The organism is Affinundibacterium danionis, assembly GCF_042432465.1.
Classification (GTDB): Bacteria; Pseudomonadota; Gammaproteobacteria; order Burkholderiales; family Burkholderiaceae_D; genus Undibacterium; species Undibacterium danionis.
On the sequence record NZ_JBHLXJ010000015.1, the window covers coordinates 169,345 to 190,753 of the forward strand.

Annotated in this window: 21 protein-coding genes; 14 read left to right on the forward strand and 7 right to left on the reverse strand. The window is 44.1% G+C overall.

Features of this window, described 5'->3' with window-relative positions; genetic code table 11:
• Positions 1–19 precede the first annotated feature (19 nt).
• Positions 20–1,063, reverse strand: a complete 1,044-nt coding sequence (locus ACFFJH_RS14055; protein ID WP_390213486.1) for a MerR family transcriptional regulator — start codon at positions 1,061–1,063, stop codon at positions 20–22.
• A gap of 219 nt (positions 1,064–1,282) precedes the next feature.
• On the opposite strand from ACFFJH_RS14055, the gene ACFFJH_RS14060 reads away from it, so the two are divergent.
• The 3 genes from ACFFJH_RS14060 (at position 1,283) to ACFFJH_RS14070 (ending at position 2,369) form a co-directional block, all read left to right on the forward strand.
• Entirely contained in the window at positions 1,283–1,708 is a 426-nt protein-coding gene (locus tag ACFFJH_RS14060) for a thiol-disulfide oxidoreductase DCC family protein (RefSeq protein ID WP_390213487.1), read from the forward strand.
• Between the two features lie 70 nt (positions 1,709–1,778).
• Entirely contained in the window at positions 1,779–2,090 is a 312-nt protein-coding gene (locus tag ACFFJH_RS14065) for a high-potential iron-sulfur protein (RefSeq protein ID WP_212675338.1), read from the forward strand.
• 3 nt (positions 2,091–2,093) lie between these two features.
• The gene (locus ACFFJH_RS14070; RefSeq protein ID WP_390213488.1) at positions 2,094–2,369 is read left to right on the forward strand and encodes a TIGR03643 family protein; all 276 of its coding nucleotides are present in this window, start codon (positions 2,094–2,096) and stop codon (positions 2,367–2,369) included.
• Positions 2,370–2,406: 37 nt separating this feature from the next.
• On the opposite strand, the gene ACFFJH_RS14075 is transcribed toward ACFFJH_RS14070, so the two are convergent.
• Both ACFFJH_RS14075 and ACFFJH_RS14080 read right to left on the reverse strand, forming a co-directional pair.
• Positions 2,407–4,011 (reverse strand): FAD-binding domain-containing protein, encoded by a 1,605-nt coding sequence (locus ACFFJH_RS14075; protein ID WP_390213489.1) that lies wholly within the window; start codon positions 4,009–4,011, stop codon positions 2,407–2,409.
• A 136-nt stretch (positions 4,012–4,147) separates the two neighbouring features.
• The gene (locus tag ACFFJH_RS14080; RefSeq protein ID WP_390213490.1) at positions 4,148–5,296 is read right to left on the reverse strand and encodes an acyltransferase family protein; all 1,149 of its coding nucleotides are present in this window, start codon (positions 5,294–5,296) and stop codon (positions 4,148–4,150) included.
• A 570-nt stretch (positions 5,297–5,866) separates the two neighbouring features.
• Here ACFFJH_RS14080 and ACFFJH_RS14085 point away from each other — a divergent pair.
• Together ACFFJH_RS14085 and ACFFJH_RS14090 are read left to right on the forward strand one after the other, a co-directional pair.
• Positions 5,867–6,952 carry a HAMP domain-containing protein gene (locus ACFFJH_RS14085; RefSeq protein WP_390213491.1) on the forward strand — a complete coding sequence of 362 codons (1,086 nt, stop codon included), beginning with the start codon at positions 5,867–5,869 and terminating at the stop codon, positions 6,950–6,952.
• A 24-nt stretch (positions 6,953–6,976) separates the two neighbouring features.
• Positions 6,977–7,573 carry a DUF8082 domain-containing protein gene (locus ACFFJH_RS14090; protein ID WP_390213492.1) on the forward strand — a complete coding sequence of 199 codons (597 nt, stop codon included), beginning with the start codon at positions 6,977–6,979 and terminating at the stop codon, positions 7,571–7,573.
• 110 nt (positions 7,574–7,683) lie between these two features.
• Here the strand turns inward: ACFFJH_RS14090 and can are convergent, their stop codons facing one another.
• From can to grpE, 4 genes are all read right to left on the reverse strand, one after another.
• Complete coding sequence (gene can, locus ACFFJH_RS14095; protein WP_390213493.1) at positions 7,684–8,349, reverse strand: carbonate dehydratase; 666 nt, start codon at positions 8,347–8,349, stop codon at positions 7,684–7,686.
• A 217-nt stretch (positions 8,350–8,566) separates the two neighbouring features.
• Positions 8,567–9,685: a molecular chaperone DnaJ gene (gene dnaJ / locus ACFFJH_RS14100; protein WP_390213494.1), complete on the reverse strand. Its 1,119-nt coding sequence runs from the start codon at positions 9,683–9,685 to the stop codon at positions 8,567–8,569.
• Positions 9,686–9,855: 170 nt separating this feature from the next.
• Positions 9,856–11,793, reverse strand: a complete 1,938-nt coding sequence (dnaK, locus tag ACFFJH_RS14105; RefSeq protein WP_390213495.1) for a molecular chaperone DnaK — start codon at positions 11,791–11,793, stop codon at positions 9,856–9,858.
• 302 nt (positions 11,794–12,095) lie between these two features.
• A complete protein-coding gene (gene grpE, locus ACFFJH_RS14110) occupies positions 12,096–12,674 on the reverse strand; it encodes a nucleotide exchange factor GrpE (protein ID WP_390213496.1) in 579 nt (192 codons plus the stop codon).
• 283 nt (positions 12,675–12,957) lie between these two features.
• Between grpE and rfbB the strand changes: the two genes are divergently transcribed.
• The 9 genes from rfbB (at position 12,958) to ACFFJH_RS14155 (ending at position 21,402) form a co-directional block, all read left to right on the forward strand.
• Positions 12,958–14,019, forward strand: a complete 1,062-nt coding sequence (gene rfbB, locus ACFFJH_RS14115) for a dTDP-glucose 4,6-dehydratase (protein ID WP_390213498.1) — start codon at positions 12,958–12,960, stop codon at positions 14,017–14,019.
• 28 nt (positions 14,020–14,047) lie between these two features.
• Positions 14,048–14,938, forward strand: coding sequence for a glucose-1-phosphate thymidylyltransferase RfbA (gene rfbA / locus ACFFJH_RS14120; protein ID WP_390213499.1), 891 nt, complete (start codon positions 14,048–14,050; stop codon positions 14,936–14,938).
• Positions 14,939–14,947: 9 nt separating this feature from the next.
• The gene (gene rfbC, locus ACFFJH_RS14125; RefSeq protein WP_390213501.1) at positions 14,948–15,505 is read left to right on the forward strand and encodes a dTDP-4-dehydrorhamnose 3,5-epimerase; all 558 of its coding nucleotides are present in this window, start codon (positions 14,948–14,950) and stop codon (positions 15,503–15,505) included.
• On the forward strand, positions 15,502–16,443 hold the full coding sequence (gene rfbD, locus ACFFJH_RS14130; protein ID WP_390213502.1) for a dTDP-4-dehydrorhamnose reductase: 942 nt from the start codon (positions 15,502–15,504) through the stop codon (positions 16,441–16,443). The genes rfbC and rfbD overlap by 4 nt, the downstream gene beginning before the upstream one ends.
• Positions 16,382–17,740 carry a flippase gene (locus ACFFJH_RS14135; protein ID WP_390213503.1) on the forward strand — a complete coding sequence of 453 codons (1,359 nt, stop codon included), beginning with the start codon at positions 16,382–16,384 and terminating at the stop codon, positions 17,738–17,740. Before rfbD ends, ACFFJH_RS14135 begins: the two co-directional genes overlap by 62 nt.
• Positions 17,741–17,834: 94 nt before the next feature.
• On the forward strand, positions 17,835–18,719 hold the full coding sequence (locus ACFFJH_RS14140) for a glycosyltransferase family 2 protein (protein WP_390213505.1): 885 nt from the start codon (positions 17,835–17,837) through the stop codon (positions 18,717–18,719).
• A gap of 308 nt (positions 18,720–19,027) precedes the next feature.
• Entirely contained in the window at positions 19,028–19,849 is an 822-nt protein-coding gene (locus ACFFJH_RS14145) for a glycosyltransferase (protein ID WP_390213506.1), read from the forward strand.
• Between the two features lie 7 nt (positions 19,850–19,856).
• Positions 19,857–20,816: a UDP-glucose 4-epimerase family protein gene (locus tag ACFFJH_RS14150; protein ID WP_390213507.1), complete on the forward strand. Its 960-nt coding sequence runs from the start codon at positions 19,857–19,859 to the stop codon at positions 20,814–20,816.
• Positions 20,817–20,841: 25 nt separating this feature from the next.
• The gene (locus ACFFJH_RS14155; RefSeq protein WP_390213508.1) at positions 20,842–21,402 is read left to right on the forward strand and encodes a sugar transferase; all 561 of its coding nucleotides are present in this window, start codon (positions 20,842–20,844) and stop codon (positions 21,400–21,402) included.
• Positions 21,403–21,409 lie beyond the last annotated feature (7 nt).

The following is a 21,409-nucleotide window of genomic DNA, read 5'->3' on the forward strand; positions in this document are numbered from 1 at the left end:
TTCTCGAGAATATTCAATTTCAATACTGAATGCCTTCTGCCTGCGCTACACGCACTAAGGCTTGCTCTAACGCAGAACGTGCATGCGCCGCCGTGTAATGCAAGTCACGGTGTAGGCTAGCGTCGTCTTCATTGCGGTTCTCACATTGCGCGCTGTAACGCTCAAAACTGGTCAGCATTTGCAGCAAATCGACTAAATGACGTGGACATTCGCAATGAATACTTGTGGCGAATTTGGCGATATGCGTTAGATGTTCATCATCGAGCAACCGTGCTGGGATTACATTGCTTTTCTTATTTCGCGCGGCATCGGCAGGTCGAGCACCATTTTTCTTCACGCGTCCCATACGCCCTTGCTGCTCCACAAGCGTGAGTGCGCGCGCCATCGCGACGCGGCATAGATGATCTATTTCCAGCATATCTGAGGGAATGCGGGCAACATGAAAACCCGCAAGTCGCAACTGGCGAATCGCGTCACTAGAAGCGAATCGATACAGAATAAGTACCGCTGTTGCCTGACAAGCTTGTTGAGCCGATCCTAAGAGTGGAATTTGTTCCTCTGGTGCAGTCAATTCGCCTTGCTCAACCACCATCACATCGACTTTGACATCCTTCAACTGCATCGGTGCCTGCTTCAGATTGAAGGCAGTTTGCACTAAGCTCAATTTACTTTGTTCTGGATCTAGATTAATCAAAGATTGGCGCAACATCACGCCTACCAACGCAATTCTCAACATGCCATTACTGAGTTGAACTTGCGACTGTGCCGCAGGCAAATTTGCCACCGCGCTTAACATCGCCAGTAACTGTTGCAAATCAAGATGCGCCACTGCACCAATCGAATTACCGGCATCAACCAATTGCTTTATCAGACCCAAACGCCGCACATCCTCAAATGAATACTGCCGCTGACCACGTTCTGAGCGACTTGGGTCTGTCACGCCATAGCGCCGCTCCCACACGCGCAAGGTCTCCACAGGAACACCTGATAAACGTGCCGCAGCACCACTGCGATAAGTGGCATTCGCCTCATTGGCGGCCGACTTTACTGTTTGATTATTCATCGTTCACCCACTTTTTTAGCAAATTGATCGTAAAAAAACTGATTCAAGAAATGACAGAACACCGGAAAAGAACCGCTATTGAACCGAATAAAATCATAATAACACAAGTTTTAACGGTTCACTTATTGGACATCATTTCCGTTTTGGAATACTCTATATCAAACAGCATGAACCAATAATTCATTATCAAAAATCTCACGCAACGTAGCAGCGACAACAATGACAGCAACGAAAACCGCGCCAACACAAATAAATACGCACCACGAAAAACAGACAGCAAAGCCAATTTGCACCGTTTATTTCGATGGTGCATGTCCCTTGTGTGCGAAAGAAATCGCCACCTACCAAACATGGCGAGGCGCTGACAAAATTGAATGGGTAGATGCAAGCCGCTGCGAAGAAATCGAGCTAGGAACACAACTCAATCGACAACAAGCACTCAACAAGTTGCACGCACGTGATGAAACGGGACAACTTGTATCAGGAGCGGCTGCGTTTATTGTGATGTGGCAACAATTACCTGCCCTTGGCTGGATCACACCCTTACTCGAAAGGCGCTGGGCAATTGCTTTGTTAAATAATTTGTACCACGTCTTTCTGAAGTTTCGACCACTTTGGCGCATGCCAATTGGCGAAAAAAATTGATCGCTAAGTTTGATCAACTAAGCAGTACCGAGAATCAAATCAATTAATTACATTATCTAAAAAGGAATTCATGATGAAATCACGTCGTCAATTTTTAATTCAAGCCGTTCCTGCTGCCTTAGGTTTGGGAGCCGCACTCAAGGTCAACGCCCAAGCAAATCGCGTCGATGAAGCAGCGCCCGGTTCAGTTGCCCTTGGCTATAAACATGACGCAAGCAAAGTGGACACGAAAAAATTTCCTGCGTATGCCGCTGGAAAAAACTGCGTCAACTGCATGCTGTATCAAGGCAAAGCAACAGATGCATGGGCAAATTGTGCCGCCTTAGGTAATAAACAAGTCTCAGCAAAAGGCTGGTGCATGGCATGGGCAAAGAAAGCCTAAACCATGATGTCAACAATGGATCAAGCGGCTATGGATCAAGCTACCATCGATAGAGTGATACAAATGGCGTGGGAAGATCGCACCACTTTCGACGCCATCCAACGTCAATTCGGCTTGAACGAAAGTGCAGTGATTCGACTAATGCGTCAGTCGATGAAAGCATCGAGCTTCAAAATGTGGCGTAGCCGGGTGACTGGTCGTAAAACAAAACACCAAGCTTTGCGCAGCGACGAGGTAATGCGATTTAAATCGCGTGATCAGAAGAATCGGGATTTTTGAACCAGATTTCTTGGAACCCGATTTTCAAAATGAGAAATTAGAAATCAAACCCCAGTTGAGGAACTTGCTCGATATCGCTGGTCGCTCTAGTGTCTTGCTGTTTCACTCGTTTAGTCGAATTTCCTGCGCGCTTCGTACTTCCTGCGCTACGTGTATTACGTGATCCGTGTTTCTTGACTACGGCTGACTTCGCTGCCCTCACTTCCGCTTGTCCACGCACTGCAAATAGTTTTGCTTTTGCTTCTCGTGTCGCGACATCTAGATCAACTACGGGAATAGGAATTTCTCGTCCAAGCTGTATGCCGCATGCAGCTTGGACATCTGCAGGCATGGTCCAAGGTTCAAACAAAAACAAATCAGGTACTTTACGCATCGCCGGCAACCAGCGTCGCACAAAGATGCCTTTCGGATCATGATCATGCGCTTGTTTAATTGGGTTATAAACGCGTGGCACATTGATGCCTGTAGTACCTGCTTGCATTTGCATTTGGCTCCAATGTATCCCCGGCTCATAGTCGATAAATTGACTCGCTAACCAAGTGCCAACGCGCCGCCAATCTAACCACAGCGGATAGGAGGCGACCGATACCAACATGGCACGCATACGAAAATTAATCCAACCTGTCTCACGTAACATGGCGATACAAGCATCGACCATAGGCCAACCTGTACGACCTTGAATAAATGCTTGAAAATGTGCTTCATTCCAATCCTGCTCACGCAAGCCATCGTATCCGCGATGCATATTTTGATATTCAATCTCGGGTTCTGATTCCAATTTTTGAATGAAGTGGCAATGCCAATATAGTCGGCTGATAAAAGCATTTAAGCCCTGCTTCATACGCGCCGCCGACGGATGCTGCGACATGACAGCATCCTCATGCAGTTGTTCCATACGCTGCACTGTCGCATGCACGACTTCACGCAAGCTTAAACAGCCAAACGTTAAATAGGGTGACAGCCTAGAACAAGCATCAGGCGCTGATAAGGGGGAAGAAATTCCACCTCGATAATAGGCACTGCGTTCAAGTAAGAAAGACGACAATACAGCAAGACCAGCTTGACGCCCACCGCGCTGCCGACGTGGCGTATCAGCTTGGTGCAAATGAAGTCGATCAGCAGAAGGCGGCAACGTATCTTGCCACGGCATATCCACGAACTGCAATTGTGCCGGTACAGGCAAGCAATTTTGCTCAACGTGAGCGTCCCAACTCGCCTTCCAATGATCACGATCAGCCAAACGCCGCACCACGCCAAATTGTCGGAACTCTAGCCAATTAATTTGTTGAGTACGACACCATCGTCCAACCGCCAAATCACGTTGATAAGTCCAAGCATTACCGGTTTCTTCATGCGCATACAAACTGTGAAAAGGCGCTCGTTCATGCAAAGCCTGTAAAACTTCCAATATATCGCCAGTCACGACATGCAAACGACCTCCGTGCTGTTTCAATTCCACATAGAGATCACGCAAACTCTCTAGGATGAATTCAAAATGCTGGCGCGCTGCATCCGCTTGCCGCCACAACGCTGGTTCGACATCATATAAGCAAAGGATAGGACCGCGTGAAGCCGCCTCAAACAAAGCGGCATGATCATGCAAGCGCAAATCGCGTTTGAACCAAACAACGCTGTAGGACATAGGTGGAATCTAAAAAGACATGGGCTTTTAGTATTCCAGATCGCCACCGTCGTTTCGAATCAAAATACGGGTCAAACCATCAAAGCAATCGGTTCAATGGTTTTCCTAAAGCGAAACTAGGCAAAGAATTATTACTTCACTTGTAGGGGAAATAACGATCACGTAAACGCATAAAGGGCGTTTCCACTAGACGATATAAGACGTAAGTTCCAAGCAGGCTGAGCGCAAACATCACGCTGATACCAAGCCAAGATTTAACAGATATGCCCCAGCTTTCCAATGGACGAATCAAGACATTCATTAAAGGTTTATGCAGTAAATAGAGCGCATACGACCACAGCGCTAAAACCGATGCACCGGGGATGCGCCAGCGATATAAATAAGAATTCGGGCTGAGTCCAGCCCACGTCAACAAAGCGAATCCAGTGGACAATAAGGTATAACCAAAGCTGGTCGTAAACCACTGAAAACCGTCTCCATCCACATAGCTATAGAAAGTAAATAGATACATGGCGACACCGCTAACTAGCAGCCCACTTAAGAAACTATAGTGACCATATTTAAGCGAACGCGTCCACAACTGCGGATGAAAATTTTTCAGTAAAGCTAATGCGACGCCCGGCAGTAACTCATCAAAACGGCACCAAGTTGAGTAATAAATATGTAGGTAGTACTGCGTATAGTCATCACCCACTTTCTGCCACATAAAATAACGTGTGCACGCTGCCATTGCCATGGCGCCAAATAGTATCAGCCACATGACACGCACCGATTTAAGAAATGCGATGCTCACCATAGCAAACAACGGCAAGGCAATATAAAACTGCTCTTCGATACTCAAAGACCAAGCATGAGAAAACGCCGATCCAGGCTTCAAATCAAAATTCTGGGTGAATGTTAAGAATTTCCACAGAGGTGTAACTGCTTTGCCGCCCGCTTCTGCGGGAAACAAGAAATAAATCGCCAGTACCACATAAAAATTAGGCAGTGTTCGCAAGGCGCGGCGTATATAAAAAGTCTTCAGCGAAAAACCTTGCTCACTTTTTAGTCCCGCAAATATTTGATTACCGATCAAATAGCCACTTAAAACAAAAAATAGATCAACACCGACCCAACCTATTTCACTCAAAAAACCAAAGCTAGGCTCATGACTAACAAAAACTTGGTAGTGGTACATCAAGACCAATAAAATTGCACAAGCGCGCAAAGTATCTAAGCCATTGATGCGTGTGTTAGCTGAAATAAGTGGAAGAGGATGCGCGGTCGGCGGGGAATTAGTTTGCATAAAATGTGAATCAAAAGTGGTGCGCAATTATGCTTGAAACAGTGAGACATATAGCGTCACTTTTTTCACTTTTTTTGAAAATAATTTCGAGCTGAGATGAGTATATGTATCAATTAAAAAAATATAGAGTATTTAAAATAGTAAATATTTAAAAATACTCTAATCAATAGGCTTTTAAATACCAAATTTACATAATCGAGCTTATTTATTATTCTTAATGCAAATTCATGCAAAATATTGCTTGAAAAAAACCCTCAAGCTGGTATATTGCGCCACTTTCAAAAAATAAACTGCCTATTTATTTTGCACTTCGCAGTTGCGATAAGCGTTCATTGAGATCAATGACAAGCGCAACTAGCTAAACGCTTATCTGCGCTTAGCAACTACTGTTAAGGCACTTATTCCTTGAATAAAGAATGAACTTTATGTTGTCTTATAGAACTAAAGCCCTTCTATGAACACAAGTTTATTCAACCTTAAATCTTACAAAACTTCTCGCAATAACCCCAATTCGATTACGTTGAACTATCAACGTTTTTGGCACTATTTAGTTACTCTGAAAATACCATCATGAAAAAACCTCAAGCCGGTCTCAATATCTTTCAAAAACTTTTGTTAGTTCTATTACTCGTGACACTGATTCCCCTCATTACCTTATGGTACGTCAATGGAAAACAAGCGCGCAGTGACATGGATGCACATATTGCCTCCACCATGATCGCCACAGCTAACACGATCGAAACAGGTATCGTAGCTTGGGATAACACTAACATCCGCGCCCTGCGTCAAATTGGTCGTATCGATGATATGACGTCGATGCAAGCAGAAAAACAAAATCCAATTTTAAAGTCACTCACTGAAACTTATGAATATTCTTTTCTCTCGCTGACCATCGGTCTCAATGGTGAAAACGTTGGCCGTAGCGACGACAAACCGACGACGTACTATGGTGAACGTGGTTATGTGCAGTCGATTCTGAAAGGTGCGCCAATCGCACGTGAAGTCCTGCTTAGCAAAACAACGGGCAAACCTTCTTACGTATTAGCAGAACCTATTCGCAAGTCACATGGTGAACTAGCTGGCATCATCGTTATGGTGATGAACTTAACAGACGTCTCCAAAGCGGTTATGGATACTAAACTCGGTGAAACAGGCTATGCCATCTTGCTCGATCCTAGCAATAAAGTGATTGCGCATGGCCGCTCAGAAAAAGTGAAAACAGCATTGCAAGACTTCAGCAATCACCCTGCTTTAGGTATGGACAGCGCGAGCGATCGCCCAGTTCAGTACAAAGACTCAGACAAAAACATGCTGACTTTCAAACGTAAATTGCCGCAAGGTTGGACTTTGATCGTTGAGCAAGACTACGATGAAGCTTATGCCTCAATCAAAAAAATGGAAGCTGAAGCGCGCTATTTGATTTTGATCACAATTGCGTTGGTCTTCGGTATTGCTTATTTCGTCGGTAAACAATTGACTCGCCCTATCAATGAATTGACAGCCATCGCGGCCGAATTGAGCAGCGGTAAATTTGATGTCGAAATCCCACAAACAAAACGTAGCGATGAAATTGGTGCTTTGGCATCGGCCATAGAACGTATGGGTATCAGCATACAAATGGCGATGGATCGCTTACGCAAAAAGAGTGCTGAATAATTGTTCGGATTAAGGAATTGAATCATGAACCAACAAAGTTTTAGTCCATTTTTTGAAATCATCGAAGATATCAAAAAACTCTGTGAACAAAGACGCACAGGTACCATTTTTCTAGTCAGCGATAATAATCGTATGGCGCAAGTTTTTTTAGATAATGGTGATATCGCTTCAATTTTGTGTCGCGGTCAACGCGGTCAGGATGCACTCAGTAGTCTAAGCAATATGCAAAGCGCCAGATTACGTTTTGATGAGTCTATCAAAATCGCTAGCAGTCGCGATGGATTGTCTAACCAGACCATTTTCGAAACACTGATGCAAGCTGCAGGCAAGTTATCAGGTGTTACCAGTGATGTCATACAAAGAGCCGCACCCACTGCTGCAGCGGCGCCTGTTGCGTCCCCTGCTGCTGGTTTTAGCATTAATGCAGAAACCAAGAAAATCGTGCAAAGTGCTTTGACTGTTTATATCGGACCCATCGCTGAAATCGTGTGCGACGATTACTTCGACAAAGCCACCAATCTGCGTGGATTAATCGAACAATTGGCAGGCGAGATTCCTAATGAAGAGAGCGCCAATCAATTTCGCGCTGGATTGCTTAAGCAATTGAGAATCGGTAATTGATTTTCTATAGTTAGCATTCAATAAAAAAAGTGAAATAAGGGAAACCTTATTTCACTTTTTTTTCGCCATTCTCGCAAACTAAGCAAGTATAGCAGCGGAAACTATTGCGCTTATTGATAACGCGCCAAACTACGTTCTAAATGCGGCGCCAACTTTTCTGCTGAATTTATCGACATACCCAGCTCATTTAATAAACCGTCTTGAATCCCATATACCCAGCCATGAATTTCAACTGATTGCCCACGTTCCCAAGCATCTTGGATAATTGTGGTTTGACAGACATTCACCACTTGTTCTATCACATTCAATTCACACAGGCGATCAACACGTTCTTTTTCTGGCAGCACTTCGCCCAAATATTTTTCATGCTTCTGATGAACATCCTGTACATGGCGTAGCCAATTATCAGCCAGTCCAACTCGACGCCCAGTCAGTGCTGCATGTACACCGCCGCAACCATAATGGCCGCAAACGATGATATGTTTTACCTTCAACACATCGACTGCGAATTGTAATACTGATAAACAGTTCAAATCTGAATGCACAACTAAATTGGCGATATTGCGATGTACGAACAATTCACCAGGTAACAAACCCAGCAACTCGTTGGCAGGAACTCGACTATCTGCACAGCCTATCCAAAGATATTCAGGACTTTGTTGCTCAGCGAGCTTTTTGAAAAAATTAGCGTCCCGACTACGGATCTCAGCTGCCCAGCTACGATTATTCTCGAATAACTGGTCTGGGGTAACACTTCCACGTATGACTTCTCTCATATTGCTCCTTCGCTATTTTTACCAGCGACATTTTACCTTTTTTAGAGCTAGTCATCGAATTTAGCCTTACGAAAACAAGGTAATTGGATGAATCACCTCATCATCAAAAATACCTTGTACTGACGTAGAAGACTTCTCTCAAACAAGGCACAAAAAAAAGCGCCGATAAAAATTTATCTGCGCTTTTTTCCTCAACTGAAGTTCATCATATCTAATCTTACTCGAAGAACTTCTTCACTTTATCCATCCACGATTTGCTTTGAGGACTGTGCTTAGAACCACCTTCCGTAGTCAGTTGCTCGAAACTACGCAACAAATCTTTTTGTTTCTCGGTTAGTTTTACCGGCGTTTCTATCACCACGTGACAGAATAAATCACCCGCATAACCAGAGCGCACACCCTTCACGCCTTTGCTACGCAAGCGGAAAGTCTTACCCGATTGTGTCCCTTCAGGAATCGTAAAACTGGCTTTACCACTTAAGGTCGGCACTTCGATATCCCCACCCAAGGCTGCTTTGACAAAGGAGATTGGAATCTCACAATGCAAATCATCACCTTCTCGTTGGAATACTGAATGCTGCTTGATATGGATTTCTACATACAGATCGCCGGGTGGGCCGCCATTAATACCCGGCTCACCATTACCAGATGAACGAATCCGCATACCGTTATCGATACCTGCGGGAATCTTCACTTCCAAGGTCTTATTGCGTTTGATACGGCCAGTGCCGTTACATGGATTGCAAGGGTCGGTAATCATCTTGCCTGTGCCGTGACACTTAGGACAAGTTTGCTGAATACTAAACAATCCTTGTTGCATACGCACCTGACCATGACCACCACAAGTCGTACATGTAACTGGTGAAGTACCTGGTTTCGCACCGGAACCGTGGCAAGTGTCACATTCGTCATAACTTGGTACACGGATGGTGGTATCAAAACCATTCGCAGCTTGCTCTAAAGTGATTTCCAAGTTGTAGCGCAAATCAGCGCCTCGATAAACTTGTGGGCCAGAACTACGACCACGACCACCGCCGAAAATATCGCCAAAAATGTCGCCGAATGCATCCGCAAATCCGGCACCGTGTCCACCGCCGCCGCCCATATTAGGATCGACACCAGCGTGACCATAGCGATCATAAGCTTCGCGTTTTTGCGAATCAGAAAGCATTTCGTAGGCTTCTTTCGCCTCTTTAAATTTTTCTTCCGCTGTCTTACTATCCGGATTGCGATCCGGATGATACTTCATCGCCATCTTACGATAAGCTTTTTTGATTTCATCTTCTGAGGCATTTTTCGCTACACCCAGAATTTCGTAAAAATCACGCTTCGCCATCTCGATTACACCTTGTTTTCATTAGAGTATTGCGTTTATCAAGCTTCTAAACCTCTCAACACAGAGACACAGAGGCACAAAGAAAAACAATTAAAGCGTCTGTTTTTCTCTGTGAACCTCTGTGTCTCCGAACCTCTGTTTTTAGAGGTTTTGACTTACTTTCCGCTAGATTACTTGCTGTCTTTCACTTCTTTAAAGTCAGCATCGACTACGTCATCATCTTGTGGTTTAGCATCTGCACCTGGTGCCGCACCTGCTGCACCGCCAGCTGCCGCTTGTTGTGCTTGCATATCTGCGTACACTTTTTCACCTAACTTCTGAGATGCTGTCGACAAGTTACCGAGCTTGGTGTCGATCTCAGTTTTATCGCCTGATTTCAAGACATCTTCCAACTCTTTGATTGCTGCTTCGATTTTCTCTTTCTCACCAGCTTCTAACTTATCACCGTGTTCGGCCAAGGCTTTCTTGGTGGAGTGAACCAATGCATCACCTTGATTGCGAGACTCAGCCAATTCTTTGACTTTTTTGTCTTCTTCCGCATTCAATTCCGCATCTTTCACCATTTTTTGAATTTCTTCTTCAGTCAAACCTGAGTTTGCCTTAATGGTGATCTTGTTCTCTTTACCAGTTGCTTTGTCTTTCGCGCCAACGTGCAAAATACCGTTCGCATCGATATCGAATGTCACTTCAATTTGTGGTGTACCGCGAGCTGCTGGTGGAATACCTTCCAAATTGAATTCGCCCAAGCCTTTGTTACGTGCAGCGATTTCGCGCTCACCTTGGAACACTTTAATCGTCACCGCTGGTTGATTATCATCCGCAGTAGAAAACACTTGGCTGAACTTGGTTGGAATCGTCGTGTTCTTTTGAATCATCTTCGTCATCACGCCGCCCAAAGTCTCAATACCCAAAGACAATGGTGTGACGTCCAACAACAACACGTCTTTACGATCGCCAGACAAGACAGAACCTTGAATCGCTGCACCAACCGCAACCGCTTCATCTGGATTCACATCTTTACGTGGTTCTTTACCGAAGTATTCTTTAACCAGTTCTTGTACTTTCGGCATACGAGTCATACCACCAACCAAGATGACGTCATCGATGTCAGAGGTTTTTACGCCGGCATCCTTGATCGCCAAACGGCATGGCTCGATCGTTTTTTGAATCAACTCTTCAACCAAAGCTTCCAACTTTGCGCGGGTGATTTTTAAGTTCAAGTGTACAGGTGCGCCGTTTGCCATCGCGATATATGGCTCATTGATTTCTGTTTGCTGTGAGCTAGACAATTCAATCTTCGCGCGTTCTGCAGATGCTTTAATACGTTGCAACGCGATAGGATCTTTGGACAAATCCAAACCATTGATTTTCTTGAATTCATCAATGATGTAATCGATCACGCGTTGGTCGAAGTCTTCACCGCCCAAGAAAGTATCGCCGTTAGTCGACAATACTTCGAATTGCATTTCACCGTCTACGTCAGCGATTTCAATGATGGACACGTCGAACGTACCACCGCCCAAGTCGTACACCGCAATCTTGCGATCACCTTTTTCTTTTTTGTCGAGACCGAAAGCCAATGCCGCTGCAGTTGGTTCGTTGATGATACGTTTTACGTCCAAACCAGCGATACGACCTGCATCTTTAGTTGCTTGACGTTGTGCATCGTTAAAGTAAGCTGGAACAGTAATAACCGCTTCAGTCACTTCTTCACCGAGGTAGTCCTCAGCAGTCTTTTTCATTTTACGCAAAACTTCTGCAGAGATTTGTGGCGGTGCGAATTTCTTATCGCGCACAGACACCCACGCATCACCGTTATCTGCTTTGGAAATCGTGAAAGGCATCAAGCTAATATCTTTTTGCACTTCTTTTTCATCGAACTTACGACCGATCAAACGTTTGACTGCGTATAAAGTATTTTTTGGATTAGTGACAGCTTGACGCTTCGCAGAAGCACCAACGAGAATTTCGCCATCTTCTTGATAAGCAATGATCGATGGCGTGGTGCGGGCGCCTTCAGCATTTTCAATTACTTTTGGCTGGCCACCTTCCATCACTGCAACGCAAGAGTTAGTTGTACCTAAATCAATACCGATCATTTTTCCCATGATATTTTCCCTATCCTAAAAAATTTATATATTTAAATAATTTCAAATGAATCCAAAACCAAATCTAAACTAACGGCACTTATCGAAATTATCGATCTTGCGCCCTTCTGTTTCCGATGTTTGGTAAAAAATTGCAATTTCAAGGCGTCTTTCATGCATTTTTATGCTTTTCTACGCATTTTTTGCTGTTTTTTGTTGTTCGCCTTAGTTTTTGTTTTACTTGGATCTTTAAATCTAAACTTGGCAACATCACTCGTGCCAATTAAATTAAGTAAGTCAATATACTTACTTCATACTTTGACTTATTTAGCCTGTGCAACGGTTACCAAAGCGGGACGCAGCAAACGATCCGCGATCGTATAACCTTTTTGCAATACTGCAACTATCGTATTAGCTTCTTGCTCTGCTGGCACCATAGACACGGCTTGATGTTTAGTTGGGTCAAGCTTATCGCCTTGCTGAGGGTTAATTTCCAGCAAGCGATTCTTTTCAAACGCGGAATTTAATTGTTTCAACGTCATTTCCACGCCTTCTTTGATTGACTCCACCGTTTGCGTCTCAACTTTTAGACCCATCTCTAAGCTATCTTTAACCGGCACCAAGGATTCCGCAAAACTTTCGATGGCAAATTTATGTGCTTTTGAGATATCTTCTTGAGCGCGACGGCGAATGTTCTCACCTTCGGCCTTAGCTCGCATGAAAGCGTCCTGCAATTCCAACACTTTTGCTTCTAATTGCGCCAAAGTCTCAGCTGAAACACCTGGCTCCATCAATACTTCAGGCTCAGCCTGATTTTGCTCGGAACTAGTTGACGAGGCTTCAATATCAATTGAAGTTGCTATTGTTTCAGTATTTTCTACTGGTTTATCTTGCTCTTGCATTAACAATCTCCATAAAAATCAAGCATTTCCCATACAAATGAGGTGGTTATTACGCAATTCAAGAGCAAAAATGCTTTTTTTAGCTAAAAAATTCAAAATCACCTTATTTGTTTACCTTTCTTGCCCACATTACTTACACAAAGCTAGAGACAAAAAATTACCGATAGACAACACATTTAATTACTTTTACGACAAAAAAGCCTGAGGACTGCGCCGAATTTCAGGCCAAGTGGCGTAAAATTGCGGACTTTCATTGAAAACATCAACAAGAACGGGTTTCAACATGATATTAGTCACAGGTGGCGCTGGTTTTATAGGTGCGAATTTTGTTTTAAATTGGTTAGCACAAAGCGACGAAGCAATTATCAATGTTGATAAACTCACCTATGCTGGCAATTTAAATAATCTTGCCAGCTTAAAAAATGACGCTCGTCACATTTTTGTTCATGCCGATATCAATAATCGTGAGGTATTGCGCGGTTTATTACAAGAACACCAACCACGAGCTGTTGTCCATTTTGCGGCAGAAAGCCATGTCGATCGCTCAATTCACGGCCCAGCGGCGTTTATTGAAACCAATGTCAACGGCACTTTTAGTCTTTTAGAATCAGTCCGAGCATATTGGCAAGCATTGCCCGAGCAAGAAAAAAATGCCTTCCGTTTTTTACATGTTTCGACGGATGAAGTCTATGGCAGCTTGGAGGCAAATGATCCGCCTTTCACCGAGACCACGGCCTATGCACCCAATAGCCCGTATTCAGCCTCTAAAGCCGCCTCTGATCATTTAGTACGAGCTTACCATCACACCTATGGTCTACCTACACTGACCAGCAATTGCTCGAATAATTATGGTCCACTGCACTTCCCAGAAAAGCTAATCCCACTGGTCATCACGAATGCTCGGGCTGGTAAAGATTTACCTATTTACGGCGATGGTAGCCAAGTACGTGACTGGCTCTATGTCAGCGATCATTGCGCTGCAATCCGCCGCGTCTTGGAAGCCGGTCGCCCAGGAGAGACCTATAATATCGGCGGCTGGAATGAAAAAACCAATATGAATGTGGTTCACAGCATTTGTGATTTACTCGACGAATTGCAGCCCAAAGTCAGTGGCAGCTACCGCGATCAAATTCGCCATGTAAAAGATAGACCCGGCCACGATAAACGCTATGCGATTGATGCACGCAAAATCGAACGCGAACTCGGTTGGAAGCCTGCGGAGTCATTTGAAACCGGTCTGCGCAAAACCGTGAGCTGGTACTTAGCCAACGATGCTTGGACTGAACAGGTATTATCTGGTGAATATAAAAACTGGATCGATTTGCAATACCAAGAAAAAACCTAATCATTACAAAATAAGATAAGAACAAGGAATGACAATGGCTCAACGCAAAGGCATTATTCTGGCAGGCGGCTCAGGCACACGCCTATATCCAGTCACCAAATCGGTCTCTAAACAATTATTACCGATCTACGACAAACCTATGATTTACTATCCGCTGACATCCTTGATGTTAGCGGGTATGCGCGACATTCTAATTATCTCGACACCCCAAGATACCCCGCGTTTTCAAGAGCTACTTGGTGATGGCTCGCAATGGGGCATCAACCTCAATTATGCAGTGCAACCCTCACCAGATGGCTTGGCACAAGCCTTCATTATTGGTAAAGAATTTGTCGGTAACTCGCCCTCTGCTTTGATCCTGGGTGACAACATTTACTACGGACATGAGTTCGAAGCCATGCTGCGTAGCGCAGATAGCAATCAAGACGGCGCTACCGTTTTTGCCTATCACGTGCATGATCCTGAGCGCTATGGCGTGGTTGACTTTGACGACCAGCGTAATGCCTTGAGCATAGAAGAAAAGCCACTCAAACCAAAGTCGAACTACGCTGTCACTGGTTTATATTTTTACGATCAACAGATCTGCGATATCGCTGCCAATATCAAGCCATCAGCGCGTGGTGAGTTAGAAATTACCGATGTGAATAACGTCTACCTGCAACAAGGTCAACTCAAAGTGGAATTGATGGGACGTGGCATGGCATGGCTGGATACCGGCACGCATGACTCACTCTTGGAAGCAGGGCAATTCATCGCTACGATAGAAAAACGTCAGGGCTTAAAAGTCGCCTGTCCGGAAGAAATTGGATTCCGCAAGGGCTACATCGACGCAGTCCAATTAGAGAACTTGGCACAGCCCTTAAAGAAAAACGAATACGGCCAATATTTATTGCGCTTACTCAATCAAAAAAGTTTTTAAACAGATTTCATGAATATTATTCAAACCGATTTACCAGAAGTCCTCATTTTAGAACCTAAAGTGTTTGGCGATGAACGTGGCTTTTTCTACGAAAGTTTTAACGCCAAATCGTTTGCGGCTTGCACTGGGGTTCAAACCGATTTCGTACAAGATAATCATTCTCGTTCGGCCAAAGGCGTGTTACGTGGACTGCACTATCAAATTCAACAGGCGCAAGGAAAATTAGTACGCGTGATTGCAGGTGAAGTATTCGATGTGGCGGTTGACGTGCGTCGCAGCTCACCTAACTTTGGCAAATGGACCTCGGCGATTTTATCCGCGAGTAATTCACGTCAAATGTGGATACCGCCTGGCTTTGCGCATGGTTTTATCGTTACCAGCGACTATGCGGAATTTCTCTACAAAACGACCGATTACTGGGCGCCAGAACATGAGCGCTGCTTGCTGTGGAATGACCCTGCCTTGGCAATCAATTGGCCGTTAGAAGGAATAGAAAATGCTACGCCTTCTCTATCGGGCAAAGATCTGCTAGGAAAATTATTAGCCGATGCCGAGGTTTTCGCATGAAAATTCTGTTGACGGGTACCAGTGGTCAACTTGGTCGCAGTTTGGTGAAAACATTACAGGATGTAGCTGAGCTCATTACGCCACAGCGTGCAGAGCTAGACTTATCGGATAGCGCCTCTATCGCTCCCTATATCCAACAGTGTCAACCAGATCTGATTATCAATCCCGCCGCCTACACCGCGGTCGATCTAGCAGAAAGCGAAAGCGAACTCGCCTATCGCGTGAATGGGGAAGCACCTCGCATTTTGGCGCGAGAAGCTAAACATTTAGGCATAGGTTTAATTCATTTTTCCACTGACTACGTGTTTGATGGGAAGAAATCAGATGCCAATGGTGAAAATACGCCTTATACGGAAGACGATGCGTGCGCCCCGCTCAATATTTACGGTGCCAGCAAACTGGCGGGCGAAAAGGCGATAGTCGATAGCGGATGCTCGCACTTAATATTTCGGACCAGTTGGGTTTATTCCGATTTCGGTAAAAACTTTTTATTGACGATTTTGCGTCTAGCAAAAGAAAAAACTGAACTCAACATCGTTCACGATCAATGGGGCACGCCTAGTTCGACTTTATTCTTAAGCGATGTCGTTAAGCAAATTCTGCTACAACTGCAACAAGCACAAAGCGCAAGCGTGTGGTGGCAGGCCCATCAAGGCATCTACCATTTAACGCCGGAAGGATTTACCAATTGGTGCGAATTTAGTCAGCATATCGTCGCTCACGCAGCCCAACTCGGTTTATTGAACACCGCGCTGCCTAAGATACAAGGGATTCCAAGCTCAGCCTATCCAACGCCGGCACAGCGACCGAAAAACTCCTGTCTCGACAAAAACAAGTTGAGGCAAGAATTTGGTATCGACATTCAAAATTGGGATCGTGCTTTACAAAGCTGCTTACAAGCCATGGCATCCGCACGATTGTCGGACACCGCTCGCTGATATGTCTCTCAGAAAAAACACGATTTGGAATCTGATTGGAAGTGGTTCCCCTTTACTCGGGGCTGCGGTCTGTATTCCATACACCTTACAACAACTAGGTGTAGAAGGTTTTGGCGTATTGACTTTAATCTGGGCTCTCATCGGTTACTTTAGTCTATTTGATTTTGGCACTGGTCGAGCCTTGACTTACGAGGTAAGCAAAATACTTTCTGAAAGTGATAAGAATTTATCCACGAGCATTGCAGAGGTCTTAAAAGCCGGCCTGCTATTGACACTGATAACCGGTCTACTTGGTTGTGGGATCATTTTTGTATTTTCCCCGAAACTGGCAGAAAGTTGGTTAAAAATTAGCCCGGCATGGCAAGAAAACACCAAATTTGCTCTACAAATCACAGCTATCGGAGTTATTCCAGCAACCCTCACAAGTGGTTTGCGTGGCGCAATGGAAGGCTTAGGGCAATTTAAAGAATCCAATCTCTATAAAACACTACTTGGTCTTTGCATGTTTGCATTGCCGGCAATTGCCATACATTTCCACGGTGTGAGCTTATCAAAAATCGCGTTCTATTTGGTGTCTGCCCGAGCAGTGATCATGATCGCTTGCATCGTTCAACTGCGAGCGTACTTCATAGCACCCCTCGCAAAAACAGATAGTAATAGCAATGCAGTGTGGCCGCTGAAGGGAAAATTTGCTCAGCTTTTTTCCTTTGGTTTTTGGGTTACTGTCACTGGCATCGTTAGCCCGCTAATGGTTTTTGGAGACCGCTTTTTTATCAGCGCGATGTTAGGAGCTGATAAGCTCAGTGTTTATGCAATCCCTCAAGAAGGTTTGATGCGAGTTCTAATGGTACCTACCGCTATCTGTGGCGCGCTGCTCCCCATTTTCACATCAAGCAAAATCACAACACAGTTAGTCGATGTCTACCAAATAAATTACCGACGCATGGTAAAAATAATGGCTAGTTTATGTATTTTGGCAGCCATACTGGTCTTTCCGGTTCTCTCACTTTGGATTTCACGCGAATTTGCAGAGAGTGCCAGCATCATCGCCTTCATTTTGATACTGGGAACATTTATAAACGGAATTGCGTTAGTCCCCTATACTCTATTGCATTCCATGGGAAAAACGAAAATCACTGCTCAATTTCATATCGCCGAATTATTTATTTATATCGCCATCATGTATGTCTTCACCCAACATTTTGGTCTGTATGGCGCAGCAATTGCTTGGGTAATTCGTGTTTATATAGACTGGGTACTTTTGCATTTTGCTGGAAAACGCGCATTAGGCACTTGACCCACCATATTTAAATATAGGATTTACCAACTGACTATTGGCACATATATCAATGCACCCAAACATTAGAACTCCACTCACATCAAAGACATCTATGCACATTTCAGCTGTGATCGTTGGGTATTATCCTGAAAAATACATCCTCGACGCATTGTTACTCAATTTAAGCCAGCAAGTCGATAGCGTTTTTTTGATTGACAATGGTGGCTGTGAAACAATAGAAAACAGTGGATTGACAAATTGCGTGCGAATTATTTTAGGCAAAAATTATGGTCTTGGCTATGCTCTGAATCGCGGCTTTCAACTTGCATTAGAGAAAGGGGCTGACTATGTGGCCACATTTGATCAAGATAGCCAGCCACCAGAAAATTATATACAGGTACTATTAGATCATGTGCAAATACTTCTGCAGCAAGGTACACGCTTAGGCGCAATTGGCCCACGTTTTTTCGACCGTAGGGAAGATCCAAAGACCTATTTCCCTTTTTTCAAAGAAGAAAGCGGAAATATCAAGGTCATTCATCCTATTGATTCCTCTATCCCATTAATTGAGTGTGATGTATTAATTACGTCTGGCATGTTGATCCCGCTTAAAGTATGGCAGGACGAGTTAAGCTATGACGAGAATTTATTTATCGACCTGACTGACAATGACTGGTGCTTTAGGGTACGCTATAGAAATTACCGCTTATTTGGCTGCACAGCAGTAGAAATGGGGCATGCAATGTCGGAAGCGCCGCCCAAACGCCTATTTTCGTTGCACTATTTCAAGACTTCGCCACTACGAAAATATTACAACTTTCGAAATACGTTGATCTTTTGCCGCAAACCCTATGTCTCCAAAGTCTGGGCCAGTCGCCTAAAAAAAGGATTATTCATCCGTTTTTTTCTTACGTTACTTTTGGAAAACAATCGTTGGTTACAAACAAAAATGACATTCAAAGGAATCCGGGATGGTCTTAAAAGAAATACCAATTAAGCTAGGTTCTAGATCAAGCATTCTGAAAAAGAATTTATTAAACACCAGCATCCGCCCTTAAATCATGGACAGTCAATGACCCAAGAATTCGAGGATCACTTCCCCCATAAGCGTTTCGCTTATAATAATAGTCTTATTACTGTTTAAAAAAAATAAATTTGACGAGCAAGATAATTATACTCACGCATTGGCAGCAGACTAAAACATTTGCACGAGTATCTAACAATCTTAGAGAATGACTAAAAATAAAAATTTTACATTCGTATTAACCCACTTACAGCCTCTCCCATCAATATGAAAGCAAGTACATGATTCATGTCGCCATTATCAGTCATGATCATGAAAAGCTGTTGATCAACAGCTCACTAGGTGGCTTGCTGCCTTCACAGAAGAATCAAACTCGTCTCACTCTCTGGATCAAGGACAATAAACCTTCTCCAGATTTAAAAGCATATTGCTCAAAACATCAAATTTTCTACACCGACGACGATGCCGGTTTAGGTTTTGGCGAGAACAATAATTATTTATTCGATCTAATACAAAGAAAAATCGGTTTTCAAGCGAATGATATTTTTCTCGTCATGAATCCTGACATTACCGTCACGCCCGAAACCGTATTTGCGCTGACAGAAAAAATGCAGCAGTCGGATCATGCGATCGCCACGCTGAACTTATATCGAGATCAGGCGATGAGCCTACCGGATAAAAATATCCGTCATTTTCCTGGCATGTTATCTATCGTCAAAATGCCGCTAGTGAATACTTTTAGCGAGACTTACGATAAAGACAGGATCGCTGCTGCGGCGCACGATACGCCTGTGGAATGGGCATCAGGCGCTTTTTTGGCATTTAAGCCTGAGTTGTATCAGGCGCTGGGAGGCTTTGACCCTAGTTATTTTATGTACTTTGAAGATGTCGATATTTGCTACCGTGCGCGCCGCTATCATCAACAAGCCGTACATTATTACCCAGATCTAAAAGCGATTCACACCGCGGCACATAAGAACCGCAATGTCTTTTCTCGTCATGCACTCTGGTTCTTTCACAGTTTTTCTAAGTTCTTACTGCGTCGCTATCTACGCCTGAATGCGGTCTATTCAGGGAAGAGTGCTCGCCGTTCCCAAACTTGATCGCCGCATGAAAGATAAAATTCTCATCACTGGCGCAACCGGCTTTGTCGGATCGCACTTATTACAAATGGCCTTAACGCAAGATCGTAAAGTCATTTGCCCAGTAAGAAATAAAAATGCCGCATCGGACGTTCAAGCTCCGATTATCGACAGCATAGGCCGCAATACCGATTGGCAAGCGCATCTGCCTCAAGTACACACGGTGATCCATTGTGCTGCGCGAGTGCACGTCATGAACGATACCGAAACAGACCCACTAGCGGCTTTTCGTGAAGTCAATTTATACGGCACTCTGCGCTTAGCGGAACAAGCAGCGGCGGCAGGCGTTAGTCAATTCATCTACCTTAGTTCTGTCAAAGTAAATGGTGAAATGACAGAAGCAGAGCAAGCATTTACAGAGAACGATAAGCCACAAGCCAGCGATCCGTATGGAATTTCCAAACAAGAAGCGGAAGCCGCCTTAATAGAGCTTGGCCAACGTACTGGTATGACAATCACAATTATTCGCCCGCCTTTGGTTTATGGCAAAGGTGTCGCCGCAAACTTTTTGAGTTTACTGATCTGGGTAAAGAAGCAAATTCCATTACCATTAGGCAGCATCCACAATCAACGCAGTTTTGTCTTCGTTAAAAATTTATGCGACTTCATTTTGCACTGCGTACAAAATCCTCGCGCATTTAACCAAGTCTTTTTAATTTCCGATGGCAAAGACATGTCGACCACGGAACTCTTACAAGAAGCAGCCAAAGCCTTGAATGTGCGCTCGCGTTTACTCCCTTTCCCCGCTGGATTGATACGCCTGGCTGCTAACTTGATCGGCAAAAAAAATATCGCCGATCGCTTATGTCAGTCTTTACGTGTCGACAGTAGTAAAGCGCGTACACATATGCAGTGGAATCCACCATATTCAGTGCAACAAGGCTTAAGCGAGAGCGCTGCCAGTTTAATATCGACCAACAATAAATAAAAATAGAAACCGAGAATTCGAATTTATGAAACGTCTAGCCGACTTGATCCTTGCCTTCATCGCAGCCATTATTTTGCTGCTGCCCTTCATCATTGTTTCACTGATGGTGAGTTTCACATCAAAGGGCCCGATTATCTATTGGTCTGACCGTGTTGGTCGTTACAATAAGATTTTTAAAATGCCGAAATTTCGTTCGATGTTAATTGACACACCGGCGGTAGCAACCCATCTATTAAGCAATCCGGATCAATACTTAACGCCAGTTGGCTCTTTTTTACGCAAATCCAGCTTAGATGAGTTACCGCAATTGTGGAGCATTATTAAGGGTGATATGAGTTTTGTCGGCCCGCGCCCTGCACTCTACAATCAAGACGATCTGATTGCCTTACGCACCGAGAAACAAGTTCACACTATCGTTCCTGGTTTAACTGGCTGGGCGCAAATCAATGGTCGCGATGAATTGCCGATTCCGCAAAAAGTTGAGTTGGATGCTTATTATTTACAACATCAGTCGCTGGTATTAGATATTCAAATTTTGTTTCGCACTTTCTTTAAAGTGATTAAACGTGATGGCGTTACACATTGATAGGTAA

Bases quoted from the DNA above. Each gene is read 5' to 3' on its own strand.
- ACFFJH_RS14085 (WP_390213491.1), top strand. From the start codon at position 5,867: ATGAAAAAACCTCAAGCCGGTCTCAATATCTTTCAAAAACTTTTGTTA.
- rfbA (WP_390213499.1), top strand. From the start codon at position 14,048: ATGACAATGGCTCAACGCAAAGGCATTATTCTGGCAGGCGGCTCAGGC.
- dnaJ (WP_390213494.1), bottom strand. From the start codon at position 9,685: ATGGCGAAGCGTGATTTTTACGAAATTCTGGGTGTAGCGAAAAATGCC.
- ACFFJH_RS14080 (WP_390213490.1), bottom strand. From the start codon at position 5,296: ATGCAAACTAATTCCCCGCCGACCGCGCATCCTCTTCCACTTATTTCA.
- rfbB (WP_390213498.1), top strand. From the start codon at position 12,958: ATGATATTAGTCACAGGTGGCGCTGGTTTTATAGGTGCGAATTTTGTT.
- ACFFJH_RS14145 (WP_390213506.1), top strand. From the start codon at position 19,028: ATGATTCATGTCGCCATTATCAGTCATGATCATGAAAAGCTGTTGATC.
- can (WP_390213493.1), bottom strand. From the start codon at position 8,349: ATGAGAGAAGTCATACGTGGAAGTGTTACCCCAGACCAGTTATTCGAG.
- ACFFJH_RS14060 (WP_390213487.1), top strand. From the start codon at position 1,283: ATGACAGCAACGAAAACCGCGCCAACACAAATAAATACGCACCACGAA.
- rfbD (WP_390213502.1), top strand. From the start codon at position 15,502: ATGAAAATTCTGTTGACGGGTACCAGTGGTCAACTTGGTCGCAGTTTG.
- grpE (WP_390213496.1), bottom strand. From the start codon at position 12,674: ATGCAAGAGCAAGATAAACCAGTAGAAAATACTGAAACAATAGCAACT.
- ACFFJH_RS14070 (WP_390213488.1), top strand. From the start codon at position 2,094: ATGATGTCAACAATGGATCAAGCGGCTATGGATCAAGCTACCATCGAT.
- ACFFJH_RS14140 (WP_390213505.1), top strand. From the start codon at position 17,835: ATGCACATTTCAGCTGTGATCGTTGGGTATTATCCTGAAAAATACATC.
- ACFFJH_RS14090 (WP_390213492.1), top strand. From the start codon at position 6,977: ATGAACCAACAAAGTTTTAGTCCATTTTTTGAAATCATCGAAGATATC.
- ACFFJH_RS14075 (WP_390213489.1), bottom strand. From the start codon at position 4,011: ATGTCCTACAGCGTTGTTTGGTTCAAACGCGATTTGCGCTTGCATGAT.
- ACFFJH_RS14155 (WP_390213508.1), top strand. From the start codon at position 20,842: ATGAAACGTCTAGCCGACTTGATCCTTGCCTTCATCGCAGCCATTATT.
- rfbC (WP_390213501.1), top strand. From the start codon at position 14,948: ATGAATATTATTCAAACCGATTTACCAGAAGTCCTCATTTTAGAACCT.
- dnaK (WP_390213495.1), bottom strand. From the start codon at position 11,793: ATGGGAAAAATGATCGGTATTGATTTAGGTACAACTAACTCTTGCGTT.
- ACFFJH_RS14150 (WP_390213507.1), top strand. From the start codon at position 19,857: ATGAAAGATAAAATTCTCATCACTGGCGCAACCGGCTTTGTCGGATCG.
- ACFFJH_RS14065 (WP_212675338.1), top strand. From the start codon at position 1,779: ATGATGAAATCACGTCGTCAATTTTTAATTCAAGCCGTTCCTGCTGCC.
- ACFFJH_RS14055 (WP_390213486.1), bottom strand. From the start codon at position 1,063: ATGAATAATCAAACAGTAAAGTCGGCCGCCAATGAGGCGAATGCCACT.